21 protein-coding genes are annotated in these 19,942 nt (G+C 35.5%); 8 read left to right on the plus strand and 13 right to left on the minus strand.

From position 1 onward, the window contains the following. Positions 1 to 49: 49 nt before the first annotated feature. Positions 50 to 304, minus strand: coding sequence for an RNA-binding protein (locus IPH11_07085; GenBank protein ID MBK6913423.1), 255 nt, complete (start codon positions 302 to 304; stop codon positions 50 to 52). A gap of 375 nt (positions 305 to 679) precedes the next feature. Between IPH11_07085 and IPH11_07090 the strand changes: the two genes are divergently transcribed. The 3 genes from IPH11_07090 (at position 680) to IPH11_07100 (ending at position 3,182) form a co-directional block, all read left to right on the plus strand. After that, positions 680 to 1,477 (plus strand): alpha/beta hydrolase, encoded by a 798-nt coding sequence (locus IPH11_07090; protein ID MBK6913424.1) that lies wholly within the window; start codon positions 680 to 682, stop codon positions 1,475 to 1,477. A gap of 184 nt (positions 1,478 to 1,661) precedes the next feature. Next, entirely contained in the window at positions 1,662 to 2,507 is an 846-nt protein-coding gene (locus tag IPH11_07095) for a neutral zinc metallopeptidase (protein ID MBK6913425.1), read from the plus strand. Positions 2,508 to 2,543: 36 nt separating this feature from the next. Then, entirely contained in the window at positions 2,544 to 3,182 is a 639-nt protein-coding gene (locus IPH11_07100) for a hypothetical protein (protein ID MBK6913426.1), read from the plus strand. Positions 3,183 to 3,206: 24 nt separating this feature from the next. On the opposite strand, the gene gmd is transcribed toward IPH11_07100, so the two are convergent. The 7 genes from gmd to mgtE all read right to left on the minus strand — a co-directional run bounded on the left by gmd (position 3,207) and on the right by mgtE (position 11,162). Beyond that, positions 3,207 to 4,334 carry a GDP-mannose 4,6-dehydratase gene (gene gmd, locus IPH11_07105; protein MBK6913427.1) on the minus strand — a complete coding sequence of 376 codons (1,128 nt, stop codon included), beginning with the start codon at positions 4,332 to 4,334 and terminating at the stop codon, positions 3,207 to 3,209. A gap of 28 nt (positions 4,335 to 4,362) precedes the next feature. Then, positions 4,363 to 5,331 (minus strand): GDP-L-fucose synthase, encoded by a 969-nt coding sequence (locus IPH11_07110; protein ID MBK6913428.1) that lies wholly within the window; start codon positions 5,329 to 5,331, stop codon positions 4,363 to 4,365. A 2-nt stretch (positions 5,332 to 5,333) separates the two neighbouring features. Next, positions 5,334 to 6,956: a hypothetical protein gene (locus IPH11_07115; protein MBK6913429.1), complete on the minus strand. Its 1,623-nt coding sequence runs from the start codon at positions 6,954 to 6,956 to the stop codon at positions 5,334 to 5,336. Between the two features lie 82 nt (positions 6,957 to 7,038). Further along, complete coding sequence (locus tag IPH11_07120; protein ID MBK6913430.1) at positions 7,039 to 8,205, minus strand: DegT/DnrJ/EryC1/StrS family aminotransferase; 1,167 nt, start codon at positions 8,203 to 8,205, stop codon at positions 7,039 to 7,041. 84 nt (positions 8,206 to 8,289) lie between these two features. Beyond that, positions 8,290 to 8,835: a dTDP-4-dehydrorhamnose 3,5-epimerase gene (rfbC, locus tag IPH11_07125; GenBank protein ID MBK6913431.1), complete on the minus strand. Its 546-nt coding sequence runs from the start codon at positions 8,833 to 8,835 to the stop codon at positions 8,290 to 8,292. Beyond that, a complete protein-coding gene (gene rfbA / locus IPH11_07130; protein MBK6913432.1) occupies positions 8,822 to 9,706 on the minus strand; it encodes a glucose-1-phosphate thymidylyltransferase RfbA in 885 nt (294 codons plus the stop codon). Before rfbA ends, rfbC begins: the two co-directional genes overlap by 14 nt. 76 nt (positions 9,707 to 9,782) lie before the next feature. Further along, the gene (gene mgtE / locus IPH11_07135; GenBank protein MBK6913433.1) at positions 9,783 to 11,162 is read right to left on the minus strand and encodes a magnesium transporter; all 1,380 of its coding nucleotides are present in this window, start codon (positions 11,160 to 11,162) and stop codon (positions 9,783 to 9,785) included. A 175-nt stretch (positions 11,163 to 11,337) separates the two neighbouring features. Between mgtE and IPH11_07140 the strand changes: the two genes are divergently transcribed. After that, positions 11,338 to 12,468 (plus strand): 4-phosphoerythronate dehydrogenase, encoded by a 1,131-nt coding sequence (locus IPH11_07140; GenBank protein ID MBK6913434.1) that lies wholly within the window; start codon positions 11,338 to 11,340, stop codon positions 12,466 to 12,468. Here the strand turns inward: IPH11_07140 and IPH11_07145 are convergent. Both IPH11_07145 and IPH11_07150 read right to left on the minus strand, forming a co-directional pair. Beyond that, positions 12,465 to 13,220 carry a TonB family protein gene (locus tag IPH11_07145; protein ID MBK6913435.1) on the minus strand — a complete coding sequence of 252 codons (756 nt, stop codon included), beginning with the start codon at positions 13,218 to 13,220 and terminating at the stop codon, positions 12,465 to 12,467. The genes IPH11_07140 and IPH11_07145 overlap by 4 nt on opposite strands. A 94-nt stretch (positions 13,221 to 13,314) precedes the next feature. Continuing rightward, positions 13,315 to 13,857, minus strand: a complete 543-nt coding sequence (locus IPH11_07150; GenBank protein MBK6913436.1) for a hypothetical protein — start codon at positions 13,855 to 13,857, stop codon at positions 13,315 to 13,317. 93 nt (positions 13,858 to 13,950) lie between these two features. Here IPH11_07150 and IPH11_07155 point away from each other — a divergent pair, with 93 nt between their 5' ends. The 3 genes from IPH11_07155 to IPH11_07165 all read left to right on the plus strand — a co-directional run bounded on the left by IPH11_07155 (position 13,951) and on the right by IPH11_07165 (position 17,204). Continuing rightward, a complete protein-coding gene (locus tag IPH11_07155) occupies positions 13,951 to 14,778 on the plus strand; it encodes a DUF2911 domain-containing protein (GenBank protein ID MBK6913437.1) in 828 nt (275 codons plus the stop codon). A gap of 288 nt (positions 14,779 to 15,066) precedes the next feature. After that, positions 15,067 to 16,548 carry a TIGR03790 family protein gene (locus IPH11_07160; protein MBK6913438.1) on the plus strand — a complete coding sequence of 494 codons (1,482 nt, stop codon included), beginning with the start codon at positions 15,067 to 15,069 and terminating at the stop codon, positions 16,546 to 16,548. Positions 16,549 to 16,862: 314 nt separating this feature from the next. After that, positions 16,863 to 17,204, plus strand: a complete 342-nt coding sequence (locus IPH11_07165; GenBank protein MBK6913439.1) for a septal ring lytic transglycosylase RlpA family protein — start codon at positions 16,863 to 16,865, stop codon at positions 17,202 to 17,204. 108 nt (positions 17,205 to 17,312) lie between these two features. On the opposite strand, the gene IPH11_07170 is transcribed toward IPH11_07165, so the two are convergent. Further along, positions 17,313 to 18,308, minus strand: coding sequence for an NAD(P)H-dependent glycerol-3-phosphate dehydrogenase (locus IPH11_07170; protein ID MBK6913440.1), 996 nt, complete (start codon positions 18,306 to 18,308; stop codon positions 17,313 to 17,315). A gap of 12 nt (positions 18,309 to 18,320) precedes the next feature. Continuing rightward, complete coding sequence (gene plsY / locus IPH11_07175) at positions 18,321 to 18,983, minus strand: glycerol-3-phosphate 1-O-acyltransferase PlsY (GenBank protein MBK6913441.1); 663 nt, start codon at positions 18,981 to 18,983, stop codon at positions 18,321 to 18,323. A gap of 215 nt (positions 18,984 to 19,198) precedes the next feature. Between plsY and IPH11_07180 the strand changes: the two genes are divergently transcribed. Continuing rightward, the gene (locus tag IPH11_07180) at positions 19,199 to 19,363 is read left to right on the plus strand and encodes a hypothetical protein (GenBank protein MBK6913442.1); all 165 of its coding nucleotides are present in this window, start codon (positions 19,199 to 19,201) and stop codon (positions 19,361 to 19,363) included. Positions 19,364 to 19,409: 46 nt separating this feature from the next. Here IPH11_07180 and IPH11_07185 read toward each other — a convergent pair whose 3' ends face one another. After that, a complete protein-coding gene (locus tag IPH11_07185; protein ID MBK6913443.1) occupies positions 19,410 to 19,928 on the minus strand; it encodes a methylated-DNA--[protein]-cysteine S-methyltransferase in 519 nt (172 codons plus the stop codon). Between the last annotated feature and the right edge of the window lie 14 nt (positions 19,929 to 19,942).

Genomic DNA, 19,942 nt, shown 5'->3' on the forward strand with positions numbered 1-19,942 from the left:
AAAAAGCGCTCAAAAAGAGCGCTTAAGAATTGGCAAGAAAACCTTCGAATCATTTTTCCTTTGGCTTTGCTTCACTTACAATAATGTTACGTCCATTTACTTCCGTACCATTCAATGCTGTGATAGCTGCACTTGCTTCGGATTCATTTTCCATTTCAACAAATCCAAATCCTCTCGATTTACCGGTCTGACGATCGGTAACAACTTTTGCAGTAACGACTGCGCCATGAGATTCAAACATTTCCCTCAAAGCTTTGTCGTTAACTGCCCAGGGAAGACTCCCTATAAACAATTTAGTACTCACGAACTGACCTCTGAAAAAATAGTGAAAAAAAAACTCGGTGCTTTCACCGCACTAAAACTTAGTACAAAACTATTCAAAAAACAAAAACTTTTTTAATTTATTCGCACTTTTTCTTCACACTTTCTTACTTTAAAATAAATTTATCCTAAAAATATTTAACAATTTTAGACTATAATTAGTAAGTCTCGAAATAGGTTAAGGAATGCGTGGGGTGCTGCTATGCCTGTTTGCATAAGAATAACGATTGTGGCAGTGCCATCAGAGATCTCTATTTAACAAGAAATACTTTAAAGAATATCCCTGCGTTAATTATCACTTACTTATTATTTTATGTTTCAATTTAAAAAAATTTCAAATTAAAAATATTTTAATTCAATGTCAGAGGAGAATAAAAAAAATAAGCGGAAACCGGGGCAAGAAAGAGATGAAATCATTGGCAAAGTAGAATACTATCGCCAGTTTAATTCAAAATTATTGAACAACAAAAGAGACATTGTTGTCTGGCTGCCAAATGGTTACAACCCTCAAAAACATCCTGATAAGACCTATCCGGTTCTTTACATGCACGATGGTCAAAATATAATTGACCCTAAGACTTCTTATGCCGGAAAGGACTGGCGCATTGATGAAACAGTAACTAAACTTATCCGACAGAAAAAGATAAAAGAAATAATTGTTGTGGGAATCTATAACACCACTGATAGATTAGAGGAGTACAGCTGGAGTGATAAGGGACAGAAATATTTAAGTTTTATTATTGATGAGTTAAAGCCTTTTATAGATTTCGAATATAAAACGAAGACAGGGAAAGAAGATACTGCTATAATGGGCTCATCTATGGGGGGATTAATTTCATTTTATGCTGCGTGGCACCATCCGGAAGTTTTTTCAATGGCTGGCTGCCTTTCAAGTTCATTTTATTTTAATAACGATAGAAGTATTAAGCAAGTTGAATTATACAACGGTCCTAAAAAGCATGTTAAATTTTATATTGATCATGGTGAGGATGGGTTAATCAGAGGGCAGAAAATGTTCTGTTTGTTGACCCAAAAGGGTTATGTCGTCGGGACTGATATTGATTACCAATATGTCCCCGGAGCCGAACACAATGAAAAAGAGTGGGCAGCAAGATTGGAAAGACCGTTGTTATTCTTTTTTAAAGAGAAGAAATAGCTATTTAAATCATTCACTGAGAGTGATCGCGATTTTTCGGAAGAGCAAAACATTCTATTGAATTATTTTATTGCCAATTTGCCTCAATGTGGTTGATTTGCTTCATTGCCAAATTATTTTCTAAAGTGTTAATTTACGGATAGTCAACTTTAATTAATTTATAAATTCATTTAAAGGTCATTTTATGCGCTGGCAAGGAAGAAGAGGAAGCTCAAACATTGAAGACAAACGAGGGCTTTCATCGAAAGGCATTATAGGCGGGGGTATCGGTGGAATTGTAATCATTCTGATCGTTATGCTTTTAGGCGGCGATCCAACTTCGCTGCTGCAAAATATTCAAACAGATCAACAAACATCCAATTCTAATTATTCTGAAACAGCAGAAGAAAAAGAACTCGCACAGTTTGTTTCCGTAGTGCTTGCAGAAACTGAAGATACATGGCATAAAATATTTTCTGACCTTGGTGAAAACTATCGTGAGCCAAAATTAGTTTTATTCACGGGAAGTGTGCAATCTGCCTGCGGTACGGCAGGTGCATCAACCGGACCTTTTTATTGTCCCGGTGATGAGAAACTGTATATTGATTTAAGTTTCTTTGACGAACTCCAAAAAAGATTTAAAGCACCCGGAGATTTTGCAATGGCTTACGTGATTGCTCACGAAGTCGGACATCATATTCAAAACCTTTTAGGAACAATGGATAAAATGAATCAACTTCGCTCACGATTAAGTGAAGAAGAGTACAACAAATACTCAGTCAGATTAGAACTTCAAGCAGATTTTTATGCAGGAGTTTGGGCACATTACACTGACAAATCGAAAAGGCTTCTTGAGGAAGGTGACTTAGACGAAGCAATAAATGCCGCAAGTGCTGTTGGCGATGACAGAATTCAAAAGCAGTCACAGGGCTATGTTGTTCCCGAATCTTTCACTCACGGTACTTCGGAACAAAGAAAACGCTGGTTCTATAAAGGATTTACTACCGGTGATATTAGGCAGGGGGATACATTTGGCACCGATAATCTTTAATTTAATTTTTATTGTTTAATTGTTAATAGGAATTTTATGAAATTATTTGTTCTTACTCTCACACTTGCACTTACTCTCTTTAGTTGTTCATCTAACCAACTTGTAAATCTTAGAACCGCAAAAGATATCGTTAAAGATTATTATGAATCAGGAAAGTTCGATGAAGAAATGTATGATGTAATTGAAGATGCAAAAGAAATGTTTAGTAAAGTTGAGATTAAGAAAAACTCCGCTGTAATTTTTGATGTTGATGAAACTGCGCTTAATAATTACGGCTTAGCCAAACAAATGGATTTTGGTTACGTTTATGAACTAAACAAAAAATGGAATGAAGAACTAAAAGCTCCGGCAATTAAACAAACTCAGGATTTATATTTTTACTTCCTGAATAAAGGAGTTAAAATTATTTTTCTTACCGGAAGAAATTCCTCCGAATATGATGTCACTTATAAAAATCTTATTCAAGCCGGCTATACAAAATTCGATACCTTGATTACTCAAAGAGAGGACGAGCAAAATATAAAATCACAAGAATTTAAAAGCAAAAAACGGACTGAGCTAACTCAACGTGGTTATGAAATTCTCGGAACTGTCGGTGATCAGTGGACTGACCTTACGGGTGCTTATACAGGTATCGAAATCAAACTGCCAAATTATTTGTACGAGATAAAATAAATGGCTGAATGTTGACACAGATTCTTAAAATCCTCTCATCAAAACTTTTTCAAAATCCGCTTTAGTCATCAACTTAACTAACTCTTTAAATCCTATTTGAGTCTTCCAGCCTAAAAGTTCCTGAGCTTTTGCGGGATTACCTATCAGCAAATCAACTTCTGTTGGTCTGTAATATCTTGGATTAACGGTAATGACGGTATCACCTTCCTTTAATTTATCGGTGATTTTATATTTAAAATTATTTTTGTTTTTGGAGTCACTGATCAGTTGAGCAGCTTTATCAAGATTTATTTTTTTAATTACGCCGATTTCATTTTCACCCTTCCCCCGCCATTCAATTTCAATTCCCAATTCATTAAAAGTTACCTCACAAAACTCTCGAACGCTGTGTGTTTCATTTGTAGCAAGCACAAAATCTTCAGCAGTATTGTGCTGCAAAATTTTCCACATACCTTCGCAATATTCAGGTGCATATCCCCAATCTCTTTTTGAATGCAGATTTCCCACCGAAAGATTCTCCTGCAAACCTGCCACAATTCTTGAAACTGCACGCGTAATTTTTCTCGTAACAAAAGTTTCCCCTCTCCTTGGCGACTCGTGATTAAACAAAATACCGTTGCAGGCAAAAATGTTATACGCTTCACGGTAATTAACAATAATCCAGTAAGCATAAAGCTTTGCTACTCCATAAGGCGAGCGCGGATAGAAAGGAGTTTTTTCAGTCTGCGGGATCTCCTGCACCTTACCAAATAATTCACTTGTAGATGCCTGATAAAACTTCACCTGTCTTAAACCAACTTCACGAATTGCATCAAGAAATCTGAGTGTGCCAAGTCCGTCAACCTGTGCAGTATAATCCGGAACTTCAAATGAAACTTTAACGTGACTTTGTGCAGCAAGATTATAAATTTCATCCGGCTCAATTTTTTCCAGCAAGCGATTCATATTACTTGTATCAACAAGATCGCCGTAATGCAGAAATAATTTTTTATTGAGGATTTCGGGATCGGAATAAAGATGATCAATTCTCGCTGTGTTAAATGAACTGCTTCTTCTGATTATTCCATGAACCTGATAACCTTTTTGAATTAGTTGTTCTGTTAGATAACTCCCATCCTGCCCTGTAATTCCTGTAATTAGTGCTTTCTTCATTTTTTCCCTGTATAATTAAATATTAAAGTTACTTAATGATATTTTTTAAATACCATTTGTACGTCTGAGTGATCCCATCTTTTAATTTTGTTTTGGCTTTCCATCCAAGTTTATTTATTCTTGAAACATCCATAAGTTTACGCGGTGTTCCATCGGGCTTTGATGAATCATGAACTATTTTACCATTAAAGCCAACAACTTCTGCAATTAAATCAGCAAGATCTGAAATAGTTAAGTCTTCACCGGTACCAACATTTATTTGTGAGATTTCATTTTCGTATAAATCTTTTGCATTGATATTTTCTAAAAGAAAAGTAATCGCCTCTGCAAGATCTTCAACGTAAAGAAATTCTCTCTTTGGTTTTCCCGATCCCCACATCATAACTGTTTTACTTGCATTTGATTTTGCTTCGTGAAATTTTCTGATTAACGCCGGCAGCACATGCGATGTTTGAAGATCAAAATTATCATTAGGTCCGTAAAGATTTGTCGGCATTGCTGAGAAAAAATTACAGCCGTACTGCTTGTAATAACTTTCGCAGAGTTTTATCCCCGCAATTTTTGCAATTGCATAAGGTTCATTTGTAATTTCAAGATAACCTGAAAGCAGCGATTCTTCCTTCAAAGGCTGGGGCGCAAGTTTTGGATAAATGCAAGAACTTCCAAGAAAAATTAATTTCTCTACTTTATTTTGATAAGCAGAATGAATAAGATTTGCTTCTATGATCAGATTATCGTACAAAAACTCAGCACGAAAAGTATTGTTTGCATGAATCCCACCAACCTTTGCAGCAGCGATAATTACAACTTGTGGATTTTCATTTTGAAAAAATTTTTGAACCTCATTCTGTTTTTTCAAATCAAGTTCAGCAGAAGTTTTCACTAAAATATTCTCGTACTTGTTTTGAGTCAGATTACGCATCACTGCAGAACCAACCATTCCGCGATGTCCGGCGATATAAATTTTCTTCGTTTTATATGAATTATCAAAAGTCATTATTATAATCCGTAATAAACCGCAAAGCTAAATTGGTTCGTGCTTTTATTAATGAAACTCAAATCAGATTGCTGCGCCTCGTTTTTAGTTTGCTGGAAATCTAATTTTGCAAAAAGTTCGTGAATAAATTCATAGCTTGCTGAAAAACCAAAGTAAGAAAAGTTATTTCTTAAACCAAAAAGAAAAGGCGGCTGCGGTTGCGAGTATTGCTGAATTAAAGTTCCTGCCTCACCCTTTCGAATATACTGCCCCCATACCTTTACCTGAAGCCCGCGAAGAATTCTATAATTAAGTGAAGCATAAAACAAATCTGCATTTGCCCCCATCCAATGACCAAGTGGGTACGAACCGCTTTGGTATGTTTGAGTAGGAATAAAATGGCTGTAAACAAAAGGGAATATTTTAGTGAACTCCGTCGTGAACGTTAAATTATTAATTGGAAGATCCGTAATTGAACCGCCGATTGTTAAACCCATTTGATTGCGTTGATCCTCCGAATTAAATAGTCCGGAGAGTGTTATCTCGTCAATAAAAAGTGTTGAATATACATGCGTATTCTTCAAATGATTTTTTGAGCTGACGCCAAAAAAGAATTGCGAGTTTGAACCGGCGGAGTTGTTTTGTCTGCTGAGATAGTGATCAACAACTCTGAAGAATGCTAATGGGAAAAAATAAACCGGCTCAAGCTTATCACTATATATAATAGATTCACCAAGCGAAATGTCCAAGCCTTTCAAAGGTGTTATTGTTAAGGTATGAGAAGCAAGAAATTTATCTCTAAACAAAAATCTTTGTCCATCATTATAAACAGGATAGAAACTATTAGAATCTACTATGTCCGAAGCAAGCCAGGCATGAATGTAATTAAATCTTAACCAGCTTACAGGCTGCACATCTAATCTAATAAATGGAAAGGATGGGGCTTTTTGAGAAAGTACAAGCTTGCCGCTTTCACCGTATCCCCATTCTAAAAAATCTTTCCCAACTGCAAAACTTCCCCAACTCCAACCAGTTGCAATTGTAGTTTTGCCTTCACTGTATTGAATATTAGTTCCATGCCCCCTTGAACTGATGCCTGTAACCGGGGTAAAACTTTTGCTGAAATCAACTCCTTTCCCATTTTCTGAATTATCCCTAAAATCAAAACTAAAACCAATAGCATCAGAAACGTACCCGTAAAAATACACACCGTTCCAAAAATGATTATTGCGCAGTCCATCATTTTTTCCGTAAGAGTAACCCAAAATTGGACTCAGATTAAAAGTAAACAAATCATCTTTGTAAGAAAACAATCTCATTCGTCCAGCATCATCTTTGCCTAAATAAGAGAAGTGCTTTGTAGTATCGGTTTTCAAATTCAATTCATAAAAGAAATCCTGCTTAAAAAATTCAAGCTCTTCTTTTTCAAGCGATGTTAATTCAGAAAGTTTTTCAGAAACTTCACTAAGTTTCTCTGAAATATATTTTCGAGAAAGAGGTTTAATTTCATCATTGAAAGTGATTGTTCCTTTCTGACTTAAACGCGAAAGGAAATTATAGACATCCCGATGCAGAGGTTCATAAACTACCTGTGCCTGCATTTGCAAACAAGTCACTATAAAGAAAAGAACAATTATTTTTTTCATTTAAATTTCCTGATGATTTTTTAGCTAAATTATAAACGTGCTGCAATTTGAAAATAAATATAAAAAAGTACTGCCGATATTTTTAATTGACCGACTCTTTAATCTTTTCCACCACAAAAGCGATTTGTTCTTTGGAAACGTCAGGATAAATCGGAATTGCTAATGAAGTTTCAGTTGCATTTTCAGCAAATGGAAAATCTCCCTTTTTATAATTGAGATTTGAGAAGCATTCCTGTTGATGGAAAGAAACGGGGTAATAAATTTCGGATGATACTTCATTATCCGCAAGATATTTTTTCACTTCGTCTCTGTTTTTCATCCTGATTATGTACTGATTATAAATATGATAATTAGTTAAGCCGTTTATATTTTTACAAACAGCAGCAGGCAAAAGCACTTTATTTTTTTCATCAAATGAAGTTCTACCCACCCCTTCGGACAAACCTGATTGAATAAACATACTATTATAGGTTTCGGCATTTTCTCTTCGTTTGGCAGACCACGAATTTAAATGAGGTAATTTTACATTCAGTACGGCGGCTTGTAAAGCATCTATTCTGAAGTTTCCACCAATCACTTTGTGATAATATTTTTGTTCGCCGCCATGTACTCGCATAATTTTTAATTTATAAGCAAGTCCATCATCGTTGGTTGCTACTAATCCACCGTCGCCGTAACCGCCAAGATTTTTACTCGGGAAGAAAGAAAAACAGCCGATGTCGCCGATTGTGCCGACACATCTGCCATCCTTGTACTGCGTGCTGATTGCTTGTGCCCCATCCTCAATAACACGCAAATTGTGTTTGCCGGCAATCTCCATTATTTTATCCATCTCGCAGCTTTGACCATAAAGATGAACAGGAATAATAGCTTTGGTTTTGGATGTAATTTTAGATTCAATTTGATCAACATTAATATTGAAAGTAACCGGATCAATATCAACAAAAACGGGGGTGGCATTTAATCTTGAAACAACTCCTGCTGTTGCAAAAAAAGAATAAGTTGGGACAATAACTTCATCATCAGGCTTAATACCAATTGCCATCAGCGCTAACAATAGAGCATCTGTGCCGGAAGAAACTCCATAGGTATATTTGCAGCCGAGAAATTCACTTAACGATTTTTCAAGTTTCTCAACTTCTGGACCAAGAATAAAATATTGTGATTCAGAAACACGAAGCACTGCTTCGTCTAATTCTTTTTTAAGAGATTGATATTGCGGGTGTAAATCTAATAATGGAACTTTCATTAATTCTCCGTTAAAAATATTATGATAAAATTAAATAGAAACGAAAGGAAAAATAATTACGACGATAGTTCAGCCGCCAAATCGTTAGATAAAATCTTTTTCCATTTTGTTGAATGGAATTGCAAACTTGTCCTTCTCGGATACAATTGGTAATTCAACTTTCCAATCAATATTCAATTCGGGATCGGAAAAAAGAATTGCTCGCTCGTGTTCTTTGCTGTAATAGTCAGTGCATTTGTAAGCAAAAATTGCAAAATCAGAAAGCACTGAAAATCCGTGAGCGAATCCCGGCGGAATCCAAAGTTGTTTGTGATTTTCAGCGGAAAGTTCTTCTGAATGATATTTCCCAAAGGTGGGTGAATTGAATCTTATATCTACTGCTACATCAAGCACAATTCCAAACAATACAAAACAAAGTTTTCCTTGCACTTTATCACCAATTTGATAATGCAGCCCTCTTACAGTTCCTTTTTGTGACTTTGAAATATTATCCTGAACAAAATTAAAATTTAATCCTGCTTCCTGATATTTTTTCAAGTTAAACGATTCAAAAAAATAGCCGCGGCTGTCTTCAAATACTTTTGGTTTGATAATCAGAACTCCGTCTATAACAGTTTTAAGAATTTCCATGCGGTTCTATATTTTCTTTCAATATTTTTTCGAGATAATTCCTGTACAAAGAATTCGGCATTGCTGACACAAGTTTTCCAAACTCAGAAAATGTTATAAAAGATTTGTTGAATGCGATCTCTTCGAGGCAAGCGACTTTCAACCCCTGCCTGTCTTCAATTACGCCAAAGAAATTTGAAGCAGCAAGTAACGCTTCGGGAGTACCTGTATCAAGCCACGCGACTCCGCGTCCAATCTTTTCCACCTTAAGTTTTTCTTTTAACATATAGGTTTTATTAACATCCGTTATTTCAATCTCCCCCCTGGCTGAAGGCTTAAGATTTTTTGAAATATTTATAACTTCATTATCAAAAATGTATAAAGCGGGAACAGCATAATTTGATTTTGGGATTTTAGGTTTTTCTTCGATTGAAATTGCTTTGCCTTCTTTGTCAAATTCGACTATACCATATCTTTCAGGATCAGTTACTTTGTAGCCAAAAATTACTGCGCCATTTTTTAGCTCAAGTGCTTTGTAAAAAAAATCAAGATAGCCGTAGAAAATATTGTCACCCAAAATAAGCGTAACGCAATCACTGCCAATAAATTTTTCGCCAATAATAAAGGCTTCGGCAATTCCGTTTGGTGCATCCTGCAAAGCATAGGAAATATTTATACCAAGATGCGATCCATCTCCAAACAAATGTTTGTACATCGGGATAGTCTCTTTATTTGATATAATAAGAATGTCTTTTATTCCGCCAAGCATTAATATTGATACGGGATAATAAATAAGCGGCTTATCATAAATAAGCGCTAATTGTTTGCTGTAAACTTTTGTGATGGGATAAAGACGGGAGCCTGCCCCGCCGGCTAAAACTATTCCTTTCATATCTGAAATATATTAAAATTCCCTTTAAGTGATTTGAGATTCAGAACCATTAACTTCAAATTTATTTATAAGATTTTTATAATAAAGTTCCTCTTAAAACGAACAGAGCAACGGTGAAATAAATCACAACCCCGATTACATCAACTAATGTTGCTACTAATGGTGCCGAAGAAGTAGCCGGATCAAGTTTTAATCTTTTCAAAATAAATGGAAGCATTGAACCTGACAACGTTCCCCACAGAACCACTCCCACTAAGGAAATACTTACGGTTGCCCCGATTAAAGCCCAGTGTTCGCCGTAAGCATCAGATGAAATGCCCCATACCGTAATCCTTAAAAATCCTATTAATGCTAATGCGCTTCCAAGGGCTAATCCGGTTATCAATTCTCTTTTAAAAACCATAAACCAATCTGTCAAAGTAATTTCACCGAGTGACAAAGCTCTGATAACTAATGTTGCTGCCTGTGAGCCTGAGTTACCGCCGCTGGAAATGATCAATGGAATAAACAATGTCAAAACCAATGCGCGGCTAATTTCATCTTCAAAAAACGCCATCGCAGAAGCAGTGAACATTTCACCGATGAATAAAACTGCAAGCCAGCTTCCTCTTTTTCTTAGCATAGTTGGAAGTGAAATTGTTGAATATGCTTCATCCAACGCCTGAATAGCTGCTAACTTTTGAATATCTTCTGTCGCCTCTTCTTCGGCAACATCGAATACATCATCAAATGTAACTATACCAATTAACATTCCAGCACTGTCAACAACGGGCAACGCCACCCTGTCATATTTCTTAAAAACTTCTACTGCAGATTCCTGATCATCGTTCACATGAAGTTCGACAAAATTTTCATCCATTAAATCAGCCACAGTGTTATGAAGCGGCGCAAGAAGAAATTCTTTGATCTTAACGTCATCAATTAATTTCCCTTTATCATCAATTACATAAACTATATTAAGCGTCTCTTTATTATTTCCATGTTCACGAATGTAATCCAAAGTTTGTTGAATTGTCATTTCCGGTTTAATAGCAATGTAATCGGGCGTCATTAAACGACCGACGCTATTATCAGGATAACCGAGTAAGGCAACGGCGATTTTTCTTTCTTCGTGAGATAGCAATTGAATCAAATGCTTGGCAGCGGATGCCGGCAATTCTTCAAACAAAGCTGTTCGATCATCAGGGTCCATTTCATTTAGAATTGAAGCCACTTCTTCTTTGCCCATTGCTTTAAGAAGATTTTCCTGAAAGTCGAAATCGAGATATTCGAATGTATCAGCAGCTATATCTTTTGGCAGCAGCCTAAAAACTAATACCTGATCTTTCTCGGAAACCTGGTAAAATAATTCAGCTATATCTGCCGGTGTCCACTCACTCAGTACTTCCTTGAGGGTGCCAAATTGCCGGTTTTCTATTAACGATAGGATTTCAGGTTGGAGTAATTGACTGAGCATTTGCACCTTCTCCTATTTTAAGTGAATGATTTGGTTACTACTTATTTACATGCTCAAAATTTAATTTAAGTGCGTTACAAAATAGATTTTGATCGCTGAAAAAACAATTGATCTTCTGCTTTATCTAAAAATTTTTCACTAACTTCCTATTAAAAATGGAGACAGTCTTTCGATTATGAAAATTATTTGCGATGAAAATATATCTTTTGCCGAAGCAGCTTTCACACAGTTTGGAAAGGTTGAATTGATGCAAGGAAGAAAAATAAACAATGCCACTCTACTCAAGGCTGATGTTTTAATTGTTCGATCAATCACCCGGGTGGATAAATCTTTACTCGAAAATACTAACATTAAATTTGTTGGCACGGCTACCATTGGGACTGACCATGTTGATATAAATTACCTCAATAAAAAAAATATAAAATTTACTGATGCTGCCGGATGTAACTCCGATGCAGTAGCCGAGTATCTTTTTACTGCGCTGTTCAGAATTTTAGTTGATAAAAATATTTCATTGAAGCATAAAGGCATAGGTGTTATTGGCGTTGGCAATATCGGAAGCAGAGTTGTAAAATTGGCAAGGGCGGCGGGACTGGAAATTATTATGAATGATCCGCCACTGCAAAGAAAAACAAGCAATAAAGATTATGCCCCATTAGAAGAGGCTTTGCAGGCTGATATTGTTACATTTCATGTTCCGCTTCTTTTGGATGACAAAGATAAAACGATTCACCTGCTTGATCAGAAAAAAATCAAATCAATGAAAGATGGAATTATTTTAATCAACGCCTCGCGCGGACCCGTGATTGATAATACCGCCCTGTTATCTTTTATAGAAAAAAAGAAATTAAATGTTGTGCTCGATGTTTGGGAACACGAACCCGAAGTTGATATTAATCTTCTCAATCAAACATTAATGGCAACCCCGCACATTGCCGGTTATTCGCTCGAAGGCAAGGTGAATGGTACCTATTTGATATACAAAAATTTTTGCGATTTTCTTGGGGAAGCCCCAACCTGGAAGCCGACTCTTGCAATACCCGAAGATTCACTTATTGAAGCAGAAGAAAATAAATCAGATGAAGAAACCCTGGATTTTATTTTTTCGAAAGTTTATCAAATTCGCCGTGATGATAAAAAGATGCGACACCTAAATGAGCTTGATGCAAAACTTCGCCCCTCTTATTTTGATTTAATGCGGAAAGAATATCCTTACCGCCGTGAGTTTAATAATTATTCTATAAAAAAAGCACCGAAACATTTGAAAAAAATTCTTCAAGCATTCAGATTTAATTTAGTGGATTAATCATCCTTTAATTTAAATTCAATTGGAATGATCATCTGAACATTTATTGGTCGCCCGCGCTGTAAACCAGGTTTAAATTTTGCGTAGTAAACGATTGTTCGCGCTGCATCATCACAGCCAAACCCAAGCCCTTCAACAACGTCGGCAGATGTAACATCGCCGTTTTTATTAATGAATGCTTTTATTTTAACCACACCTTCAATTTCGTTTTCACGTGCATCATCAGGATAGAGAACTTTATTCTGCAGTTTCTTCATTCCTCCAACCGGTTCGGGCATTATCTCTGCAGTTAAATAATAGGCGGGATCATCTTCAAGTTCGTCGTTCACTTCAAGCGGCACAAGCTCTTCAACTGATGAATTTTTCTTTACCACCTTTCTTGTTTCAATATTTTCACTGGAAGCCAATTCCTCCAATTTAATATTTTCTTTTTCCGGGAATAGCGGTTCCTGCACCATCCTTCCTTCGACATACATTACGTCTTTTTGATAAACACCAAGTGAGTCAAAATACGAAGTGGGTCCTTCGCGCTTGCCCGCTTCCACTACAAACATTTCGTAAAGAATTCCTGCGGCAGTATAATTTTTTATAAGTCCACTGACTTTGCCGTTTATGTAGTTCAACTCTTGTTTCAAATTCCCATTATCATAATAAATCCAGGCTGCACCATTGCGGACTTTATTTTTATAACAAACCTTTGATTCAATTTTACCATTGGGGAAGTAGGAGATTAACGTATCTTGTTGCGCCAATAGGTTCAGGTTAAAAAATAATATAATGGCTATTAAAAAAAATTTGTTCATGGATTGACTTGATTCATAAAATTTAAACGGCAAAAGATAATATTTAATTTTGAGTAATAAGAGGCAGAATAATTGCAACGATAAAAATCAGAATTGCAATTCCTAAAAAGAAATAACCAACCTCAGCATCGTATTTTAAAATTCCTATTTCACTTAGAAGATAGTTCCAATCGTGATAAACTTTATTGCCGCCTAGAAGTGGAAGTTTTTGCTCTTGTGCATCGGCAGCATAGACAGAAATATTAATAAAATTTTGTCCAAGCCAAAGCAACGAAAACTGCACTCCTGTTCTATAAAAATTTCTAAAAAAATATAAAGCAATAATTGAAGGAATAATTATCTGCATCAAAGTTCCGCCAAGCGTGTAAATATACTTTCCGAATAACATAAAGAAAACATGCCCTGCTTCGTGAATTACAAGATCAGCGTTATCAATTAGTCCATAATTGCCGCGGTTCAAAATCCAGTAGAGTGCAATTGGGATTATAATTATCGAGGGGATCCACTTCTTTACAGAATCCCATTTCGAATATGGCTGAGCCTTTTTTAGATTTCGCTCAAGTTCTTTTAAATCTTCAGTTTTCAATTTTGTTCAGAATAAATTCAGTTTTATCTTGCATTAAAATAATAATCAAATCCCTTTGTTCAATTTAAATATAATTTTATCGAAAGGATAAATATGAAAAAGTCCGTTTTGTTTTTATTTGTGATAGTTTTTGCAATCGGTATTTTTGCGCAGGATTTCCGCACACCCCGCCCAAGCCCCGATGCAACGGTAAGCCAGTATGTTGGAGTAACAAAAATCACGATTGATTATAGCTGTCCCGCTGTAAAAGGTCGTACAATTTGGGGCGAGTTGGTTCCATTTGGAAAAGTTTGGCGAACCGGCGCTAATGAAGTAACCTCTATCACTTTTGATGATGCAGTAAAAATTAATGGGAATGAACTCCCTGCCGGTACTTATGGAATTCACACCATCCCCAATCAAAATGAATGGGAAATAATTTTCAGCAAGGATACTAAAGTTGATGGCGGTTCCGGTTATGAAGAAACAAAAGATGCATTACGTATAAAAGTTACCCCTGAACCAAATCCGTTTACAGAAAGAATGACTTTCACTTTCTCGGAAATGACTGAAACTTCTACTAAAGTAAATCTTAACTGGGAAAAACTAAAAGTATCATTTAATATTGAAGTTGAAACTCAGCAACTGACTCTTGATAAAGCAAGAAATTCTTTTAAGTCAGGTGAGCTTATGGCCGCGGCAAGCTACTGCCTGCAAAATAATATCAATCTTGATGAAGGATATAAATGGATTCAAGCTTCAACAATGATTAATGAAAATTATTTCAGCACAAGATTGCTTGCACAATATCTTGCAAAGATGGATAAGAAGAGCGAAGCCATCGCTACAATGGAAAAAGCAATCGAAATGGGAAGCAAAATGCCCGACCCTCCTTTTGATTTTGAAGCTATGAAAAAAATGCTTGAAGATTGGAAGAAGTAAATTCCTCAGACAATGTTTTGAACATTAAAGAGACGTTTTAAAGTTTTTTATTAACACACCATGCCTTGGCTGACAAATTGTTTCATATTCAATACGTCAGCCACTGGATGGCAATGCCAACACTTATGCGACAACCTTTACCTTATTTGTGGCACATTTCGAAATTTCTTTTCAACTAATTATGATATTGAACTTTATTAGTGCAGTAACTAAATTTACTCCCACAATCGTCTCATCACATATGAGTTGAACTAGTATTTCAAATTAAAAATTCTGATATGGTTCAAAATGAAATTGATTAATCCATTAAAAATTGTCTCGATTTTGTTATTGACCTTCTGGATAAATTTGTTCTCACAGGATACAACTTCTATAGCTGTTATTTATAATATCAACTCCCAAATGAGTAATGAAATTGCAAATTATTACGCTTCCAAAAGAAACATCCCATCCTTGTATTTGCTTGGTATTAGCTGTGTCACCGATGAGGTAATTGATAAAGATTACTACGATCAGTATATACGTGATGTCGTTCGATATCAAATTGAAAGCAGGGGAATAAAAGATAAAATAAAATATTTAGTGACAACAAAAGGGATGCCTCTAAAAATAAAATCAAGTCCTGACAAATGTCAAACCGTTCAACCAGGCGGAGGTTCAATCGAATCATTTCTTTGTTTGCTATTCTATGACCTTGACGATTACTGTGGCGGCTTGGTCGAAAATCTTTATTATAAAGAAAATGCTGTGTTTAATAGTTTCGAATTTGATTACAAAAAATTTTGCCCTGATACAATGACTGCAAAAATTTCGTACCTCTCAAGTCGTTTGGATGCATATACAATTGAAGATGTAAAAGCAATGATTGACCGGGGACTGAGCGGCGATCTTAGCCTGACAGGAAAAATTATTTTAGATCGTGACCCTTCTATTAGTTATGATCGAATGATAGAAGCAAATAATAATCTCACAAATCTTGGATACGCCTCAAATTTGGTTTTTGATAATTCTAATGTAAATATTGCTTCCATAGGTTCGAATCAAACGGCAATTGGCTATTGCGGTAATGGCAGTCATGCTTCTGTAAATCCCTTCATGGGGTGGGACTCGTCTATTGGATATTTGGGTGGCGCAAACTTTTTATGGGAAAATGGTGCTGCCTTTTCGACTTATGAAAGTTTTAACGCCAATAGTTTTTATTACCAGGATAATGGATGTGATTTCGGTGGAGGAAATGGGCAGTTACTCGGACACGTTGCACGTCAAAATTTAATCGCAGATTTTATTCGGGATGGAGGAACTGTTGCCGTTGGCAATGTTTATGAACCTTCAGCCCATAATATTTTGGATGAATCAATCTTTTTTGTCCGATATCTCGAAGGGCATTATTTTATTGATGCTGCTTATATGTCTTTACCTTTGCTTAGATTTCAAAATGTTGTCATTGGCGACCCGCTTTGTTTAATAAGCAATAAAATTCATGGCAATGGAGCAAATGTAATTGACGAAGATTTTGAACTTCTGCAGAACTATCCAAATCCATTTAACAACGTTACTACCATCAATTTCTATTTGAAATTTGAAGGAAATGTTAGAATTCAAATAATGGATACTCTTGGAGAGGTAGTGGAAGATTTGGTAAATGGCTTATTAACTTCCGGAAATCATCAGATAAATTTTGCCCCAAAAAATCTGGCATCAGGCACATATCTTTGTACACTGATATTTAATGGGAAAATAAAATCAACTAAGCTTATGTTGCTGAAATAAGTTTACTGCCAAATGAATCCGGTTTGACTATAATACTTAAAAAGTCAGATATTTATGGATTCCTATTTGTACCTAAGATTGCATATTGACCGTTGATGCCTTAAGCTGTTAAGCCTATTTTTGAGTTGTAAAAAAAAGAATTAAATAATCTGAGGTATTTATTGAATAAATTATTAAAGTTGTTCCTATCCGCACTATTGATTGCGTTTGTTGGATTTACGATTGTCAAAAGTGACAATAATATTAAGATTGAAGAAGAATATAGTCAAGATTCTATAACCGCGGATGAAGAAACAAATTTAGTCAACACTACAATGGTAGATTTTATCCCTAAAGGTGAAATGAAAGCATCCTGGTATGGACCTAAATTTCACGGAAAATCTACTGCAAACGGTGAAATTTATGATCAGACGGCATTTACTGCCGCACATAAAAACTTAAAATTTGGCACTTTATTAAGATTAACAAACTTAAAAAATGGAAAATCAGTAGTAGTAAGAATTAACGATAGAGGACCTTACATTCATGGCAGAGATCTCGATCTATCAAAAGCTGCAGCAGAATCTTTAGAAATGATGAACCCCGGAGTTATCAAAATCAAAGTTGAAGAGATAAAAATAAAAGGTTTGAACAATCCGGTAGTAGCAGTTAATTAAAAAAACTTTCATTTTAAAAATTGGCCTGTTTATTCAGGCTATTTTTATTTTAAAACTAACTTTTGGAGAAAAACTGTTTACACCTACTGAAAACAGAAGATTATACTATCACTCCATCTTCATATCACGTGTCATTAAATCAAGTGTAGCTTTTATCGGGTCTTTATCTTCAAACAAAATCCTATAAACTTCGGTTGTAATTGGTGTTTCCACATTAAATTTATTAGCTAATTGAGAAGCCGACTTACTTGTTTGAACACCTTCGGCAATCATTTCCATATTCTTTAAAATATCTTTTAATTTTTTGCCGGCACCAATTTGCTCTCCAACGAAACGATTTCGGCTGTGTCTGCTCATACAGGTAACTATTAAATCACCCATTCCTGATAAGCCTGCAAAAGTTTCAGGAAGTGCTCCCATCGCAAGACCCAATCGGGAAATTTCTGCAACCCCGCGAGTCATTATAGCTGCTTTTGTATTATCTCCATATTTCGCTCCATCAATTATTCCAGCTCCGATTGCAATTACATTTTTGAATGAGCCGCCAAGTTCAACACCTAAAATATCCGTTGAAGAATAAACCCGGAAGTACGGAGTCATAAAAGCGACCTGGATTAGTTTGGATGTTTCATGATTTTTTGATGCAGCAACAACGGCAGTGGGAATTTTCCGGCTGACTTCTTCAGCATGGCTGGGACCGGAAAGCACCGCAATTTGGTTCTCATCCAATTCAGCAATTTCATCTTTAAGCATTTGAGACATTGTCATAAGCGAGTTGTTCTCAATTCCTTTTGCAACACTCAGCAAAATTGTATTTTTAATTTCACTAAAATCAATTTGATGAATAACACTTCTCAAAAATTGAGAGGGAACGGCAAGTACAAGTACATGTTTCTTATTTACCGCTTCGTTAAGGTTATGCGTAATTATTAATTCTGTTGGAATTTGAATACCGGGCAGGTAAATTTCGTTAGTTCTATTTTTACTAAGGAGTTTAGCGTAGTTGCTTTTATATTCCCACAGAGTAACTTCATGCCCATTATTATGCAGAAGTATTGCCAGTGTAGTTCCCCAGCCTCCAGCACCAAGGATAGAGATTTTCATTAGTATTTAGATTTAACTTTTTTTGGAGAAGCTAAGTTTGTTTTCGCTTCCGTTTAATATGCGAACAATATTTTTTCGATGATTAAAAATCACAAATAGAGATACAAAAACCACAAATGGCAATAGAGTATTATAACCTTGAATATCAACATTGAAAATATTTTCGCGGATTATTAATGCAAGCGGAACGGCAACAGCCCCCAAAATAGAGCCAAGCGAAACATATTTGGAAATAAACACAACAACTATAAACACACCAACAGCAATTAACATATCTACTGTAACTATCATCAACAGCATACCTAATGCAGTTGCAATTCCTTTACCCCCCTTGAAACCTGCAAACACAGTCCAAACATGTCCGATAACGGCAGCGATGCCGGCTATAATTTGAACCAATGTAAAATCATCAAAAGGGGTCGCATTTTCAAATGGAATGTTGCCATAATGAAGCCTTGCTATAACGATTACGGCAATAACGCCTTTCAGGACATCAAGAAATATAACAAAGACTCCATGCTTCCATCCCAAAACTCTCATTACGTTTGTTCCTCCGGCATTGCCGCTGCCGTGCTCACGTATATCAATTCCTTTAACAGCTTTGCTGACTATTATGCTAGTGGGAATAGAACCGACGAGATATGAAAGAATTATGATTGCTGCAAGTAAAAACATATTTAAACCTTAAAATTTGATCAAAAACTAATCAGATTATCGCTAATATCCAAAAGTTTTTTAATGATTAACTATTTCTAAAAAAGAATAATATTGCGTTAGATACTTCATCGCGTACAATGATTCAACTTTAAATTAATCCATTAAGTATTAAAGTGCTGTTTTTATTTAAAAAATCATTGCCTATATTTGAACACAAAAAAAGGAATTAAATAATGGCAAAACAACAATCATTTGCTGATAAAGCAAAATCAAAAAAGAAACAGGATGGAGTTAACGTTAAAGTGATTAAGACTGTTAAAACCGAAAAAGGGACATTCAAATTTCACGAACGTTTTGTTCGTCTTGATGATGTTTCGAAAGTTTCTGAAATAAAGTGATTTGAAGAAGCGGTGATTAACCGCTTTTTCTTTTTATAATGGAACTTCATTCCTGCTCGAACAATTCAAGACTAATTGAACCCTCCAACCGGAGTAGCTTTTCTTTCACTTCCAATCCTCCTGAATAACCTGTCAATTTTCCATTCTTGCCAATCACCCTATGACATGGGATAACTATCGGCAATGGATTTAAACCCACTGTTCGCCCGACTGCACGAATCGTATTTTTACCACCGGCTTTTTCTGCAATTTGCTCGTAACTTTTTGTTTCACCCCATTGAATTTTTAAAATCTCATTCCAGACTTTTAACTGAAATTCAGTACCTTGAATATCAATAGAGATTTCAAATTTTTTCCTTTTACTTTCAAAGTATTCTTCTAATTGAATGAAGATATCAAAAGTGTATGGATCATCGTTCCTGAGTTTTGTGGCATTTTTATAATTTGAAATTAGCTGTTTATTATTGATAATAATTTTTCGCAAACCAATCGGCGAGCTGATAATATCAAACCTGATTTTACTGATTACTGCCGATGAGATGAAAATATTTTCGGGATTATTCATTTAACAATAACGGA

The sequence above is a fragment of the Ignavibacteriales bacterium genome (genome assembly GCA_016709155.1).
Taxonomy (GTDB): domain Bacteria; phylum Bacteroidota; class Ignavibacteria; order Ignavibacteriales; family Ignavibacteriaceae; genus JADJEI01.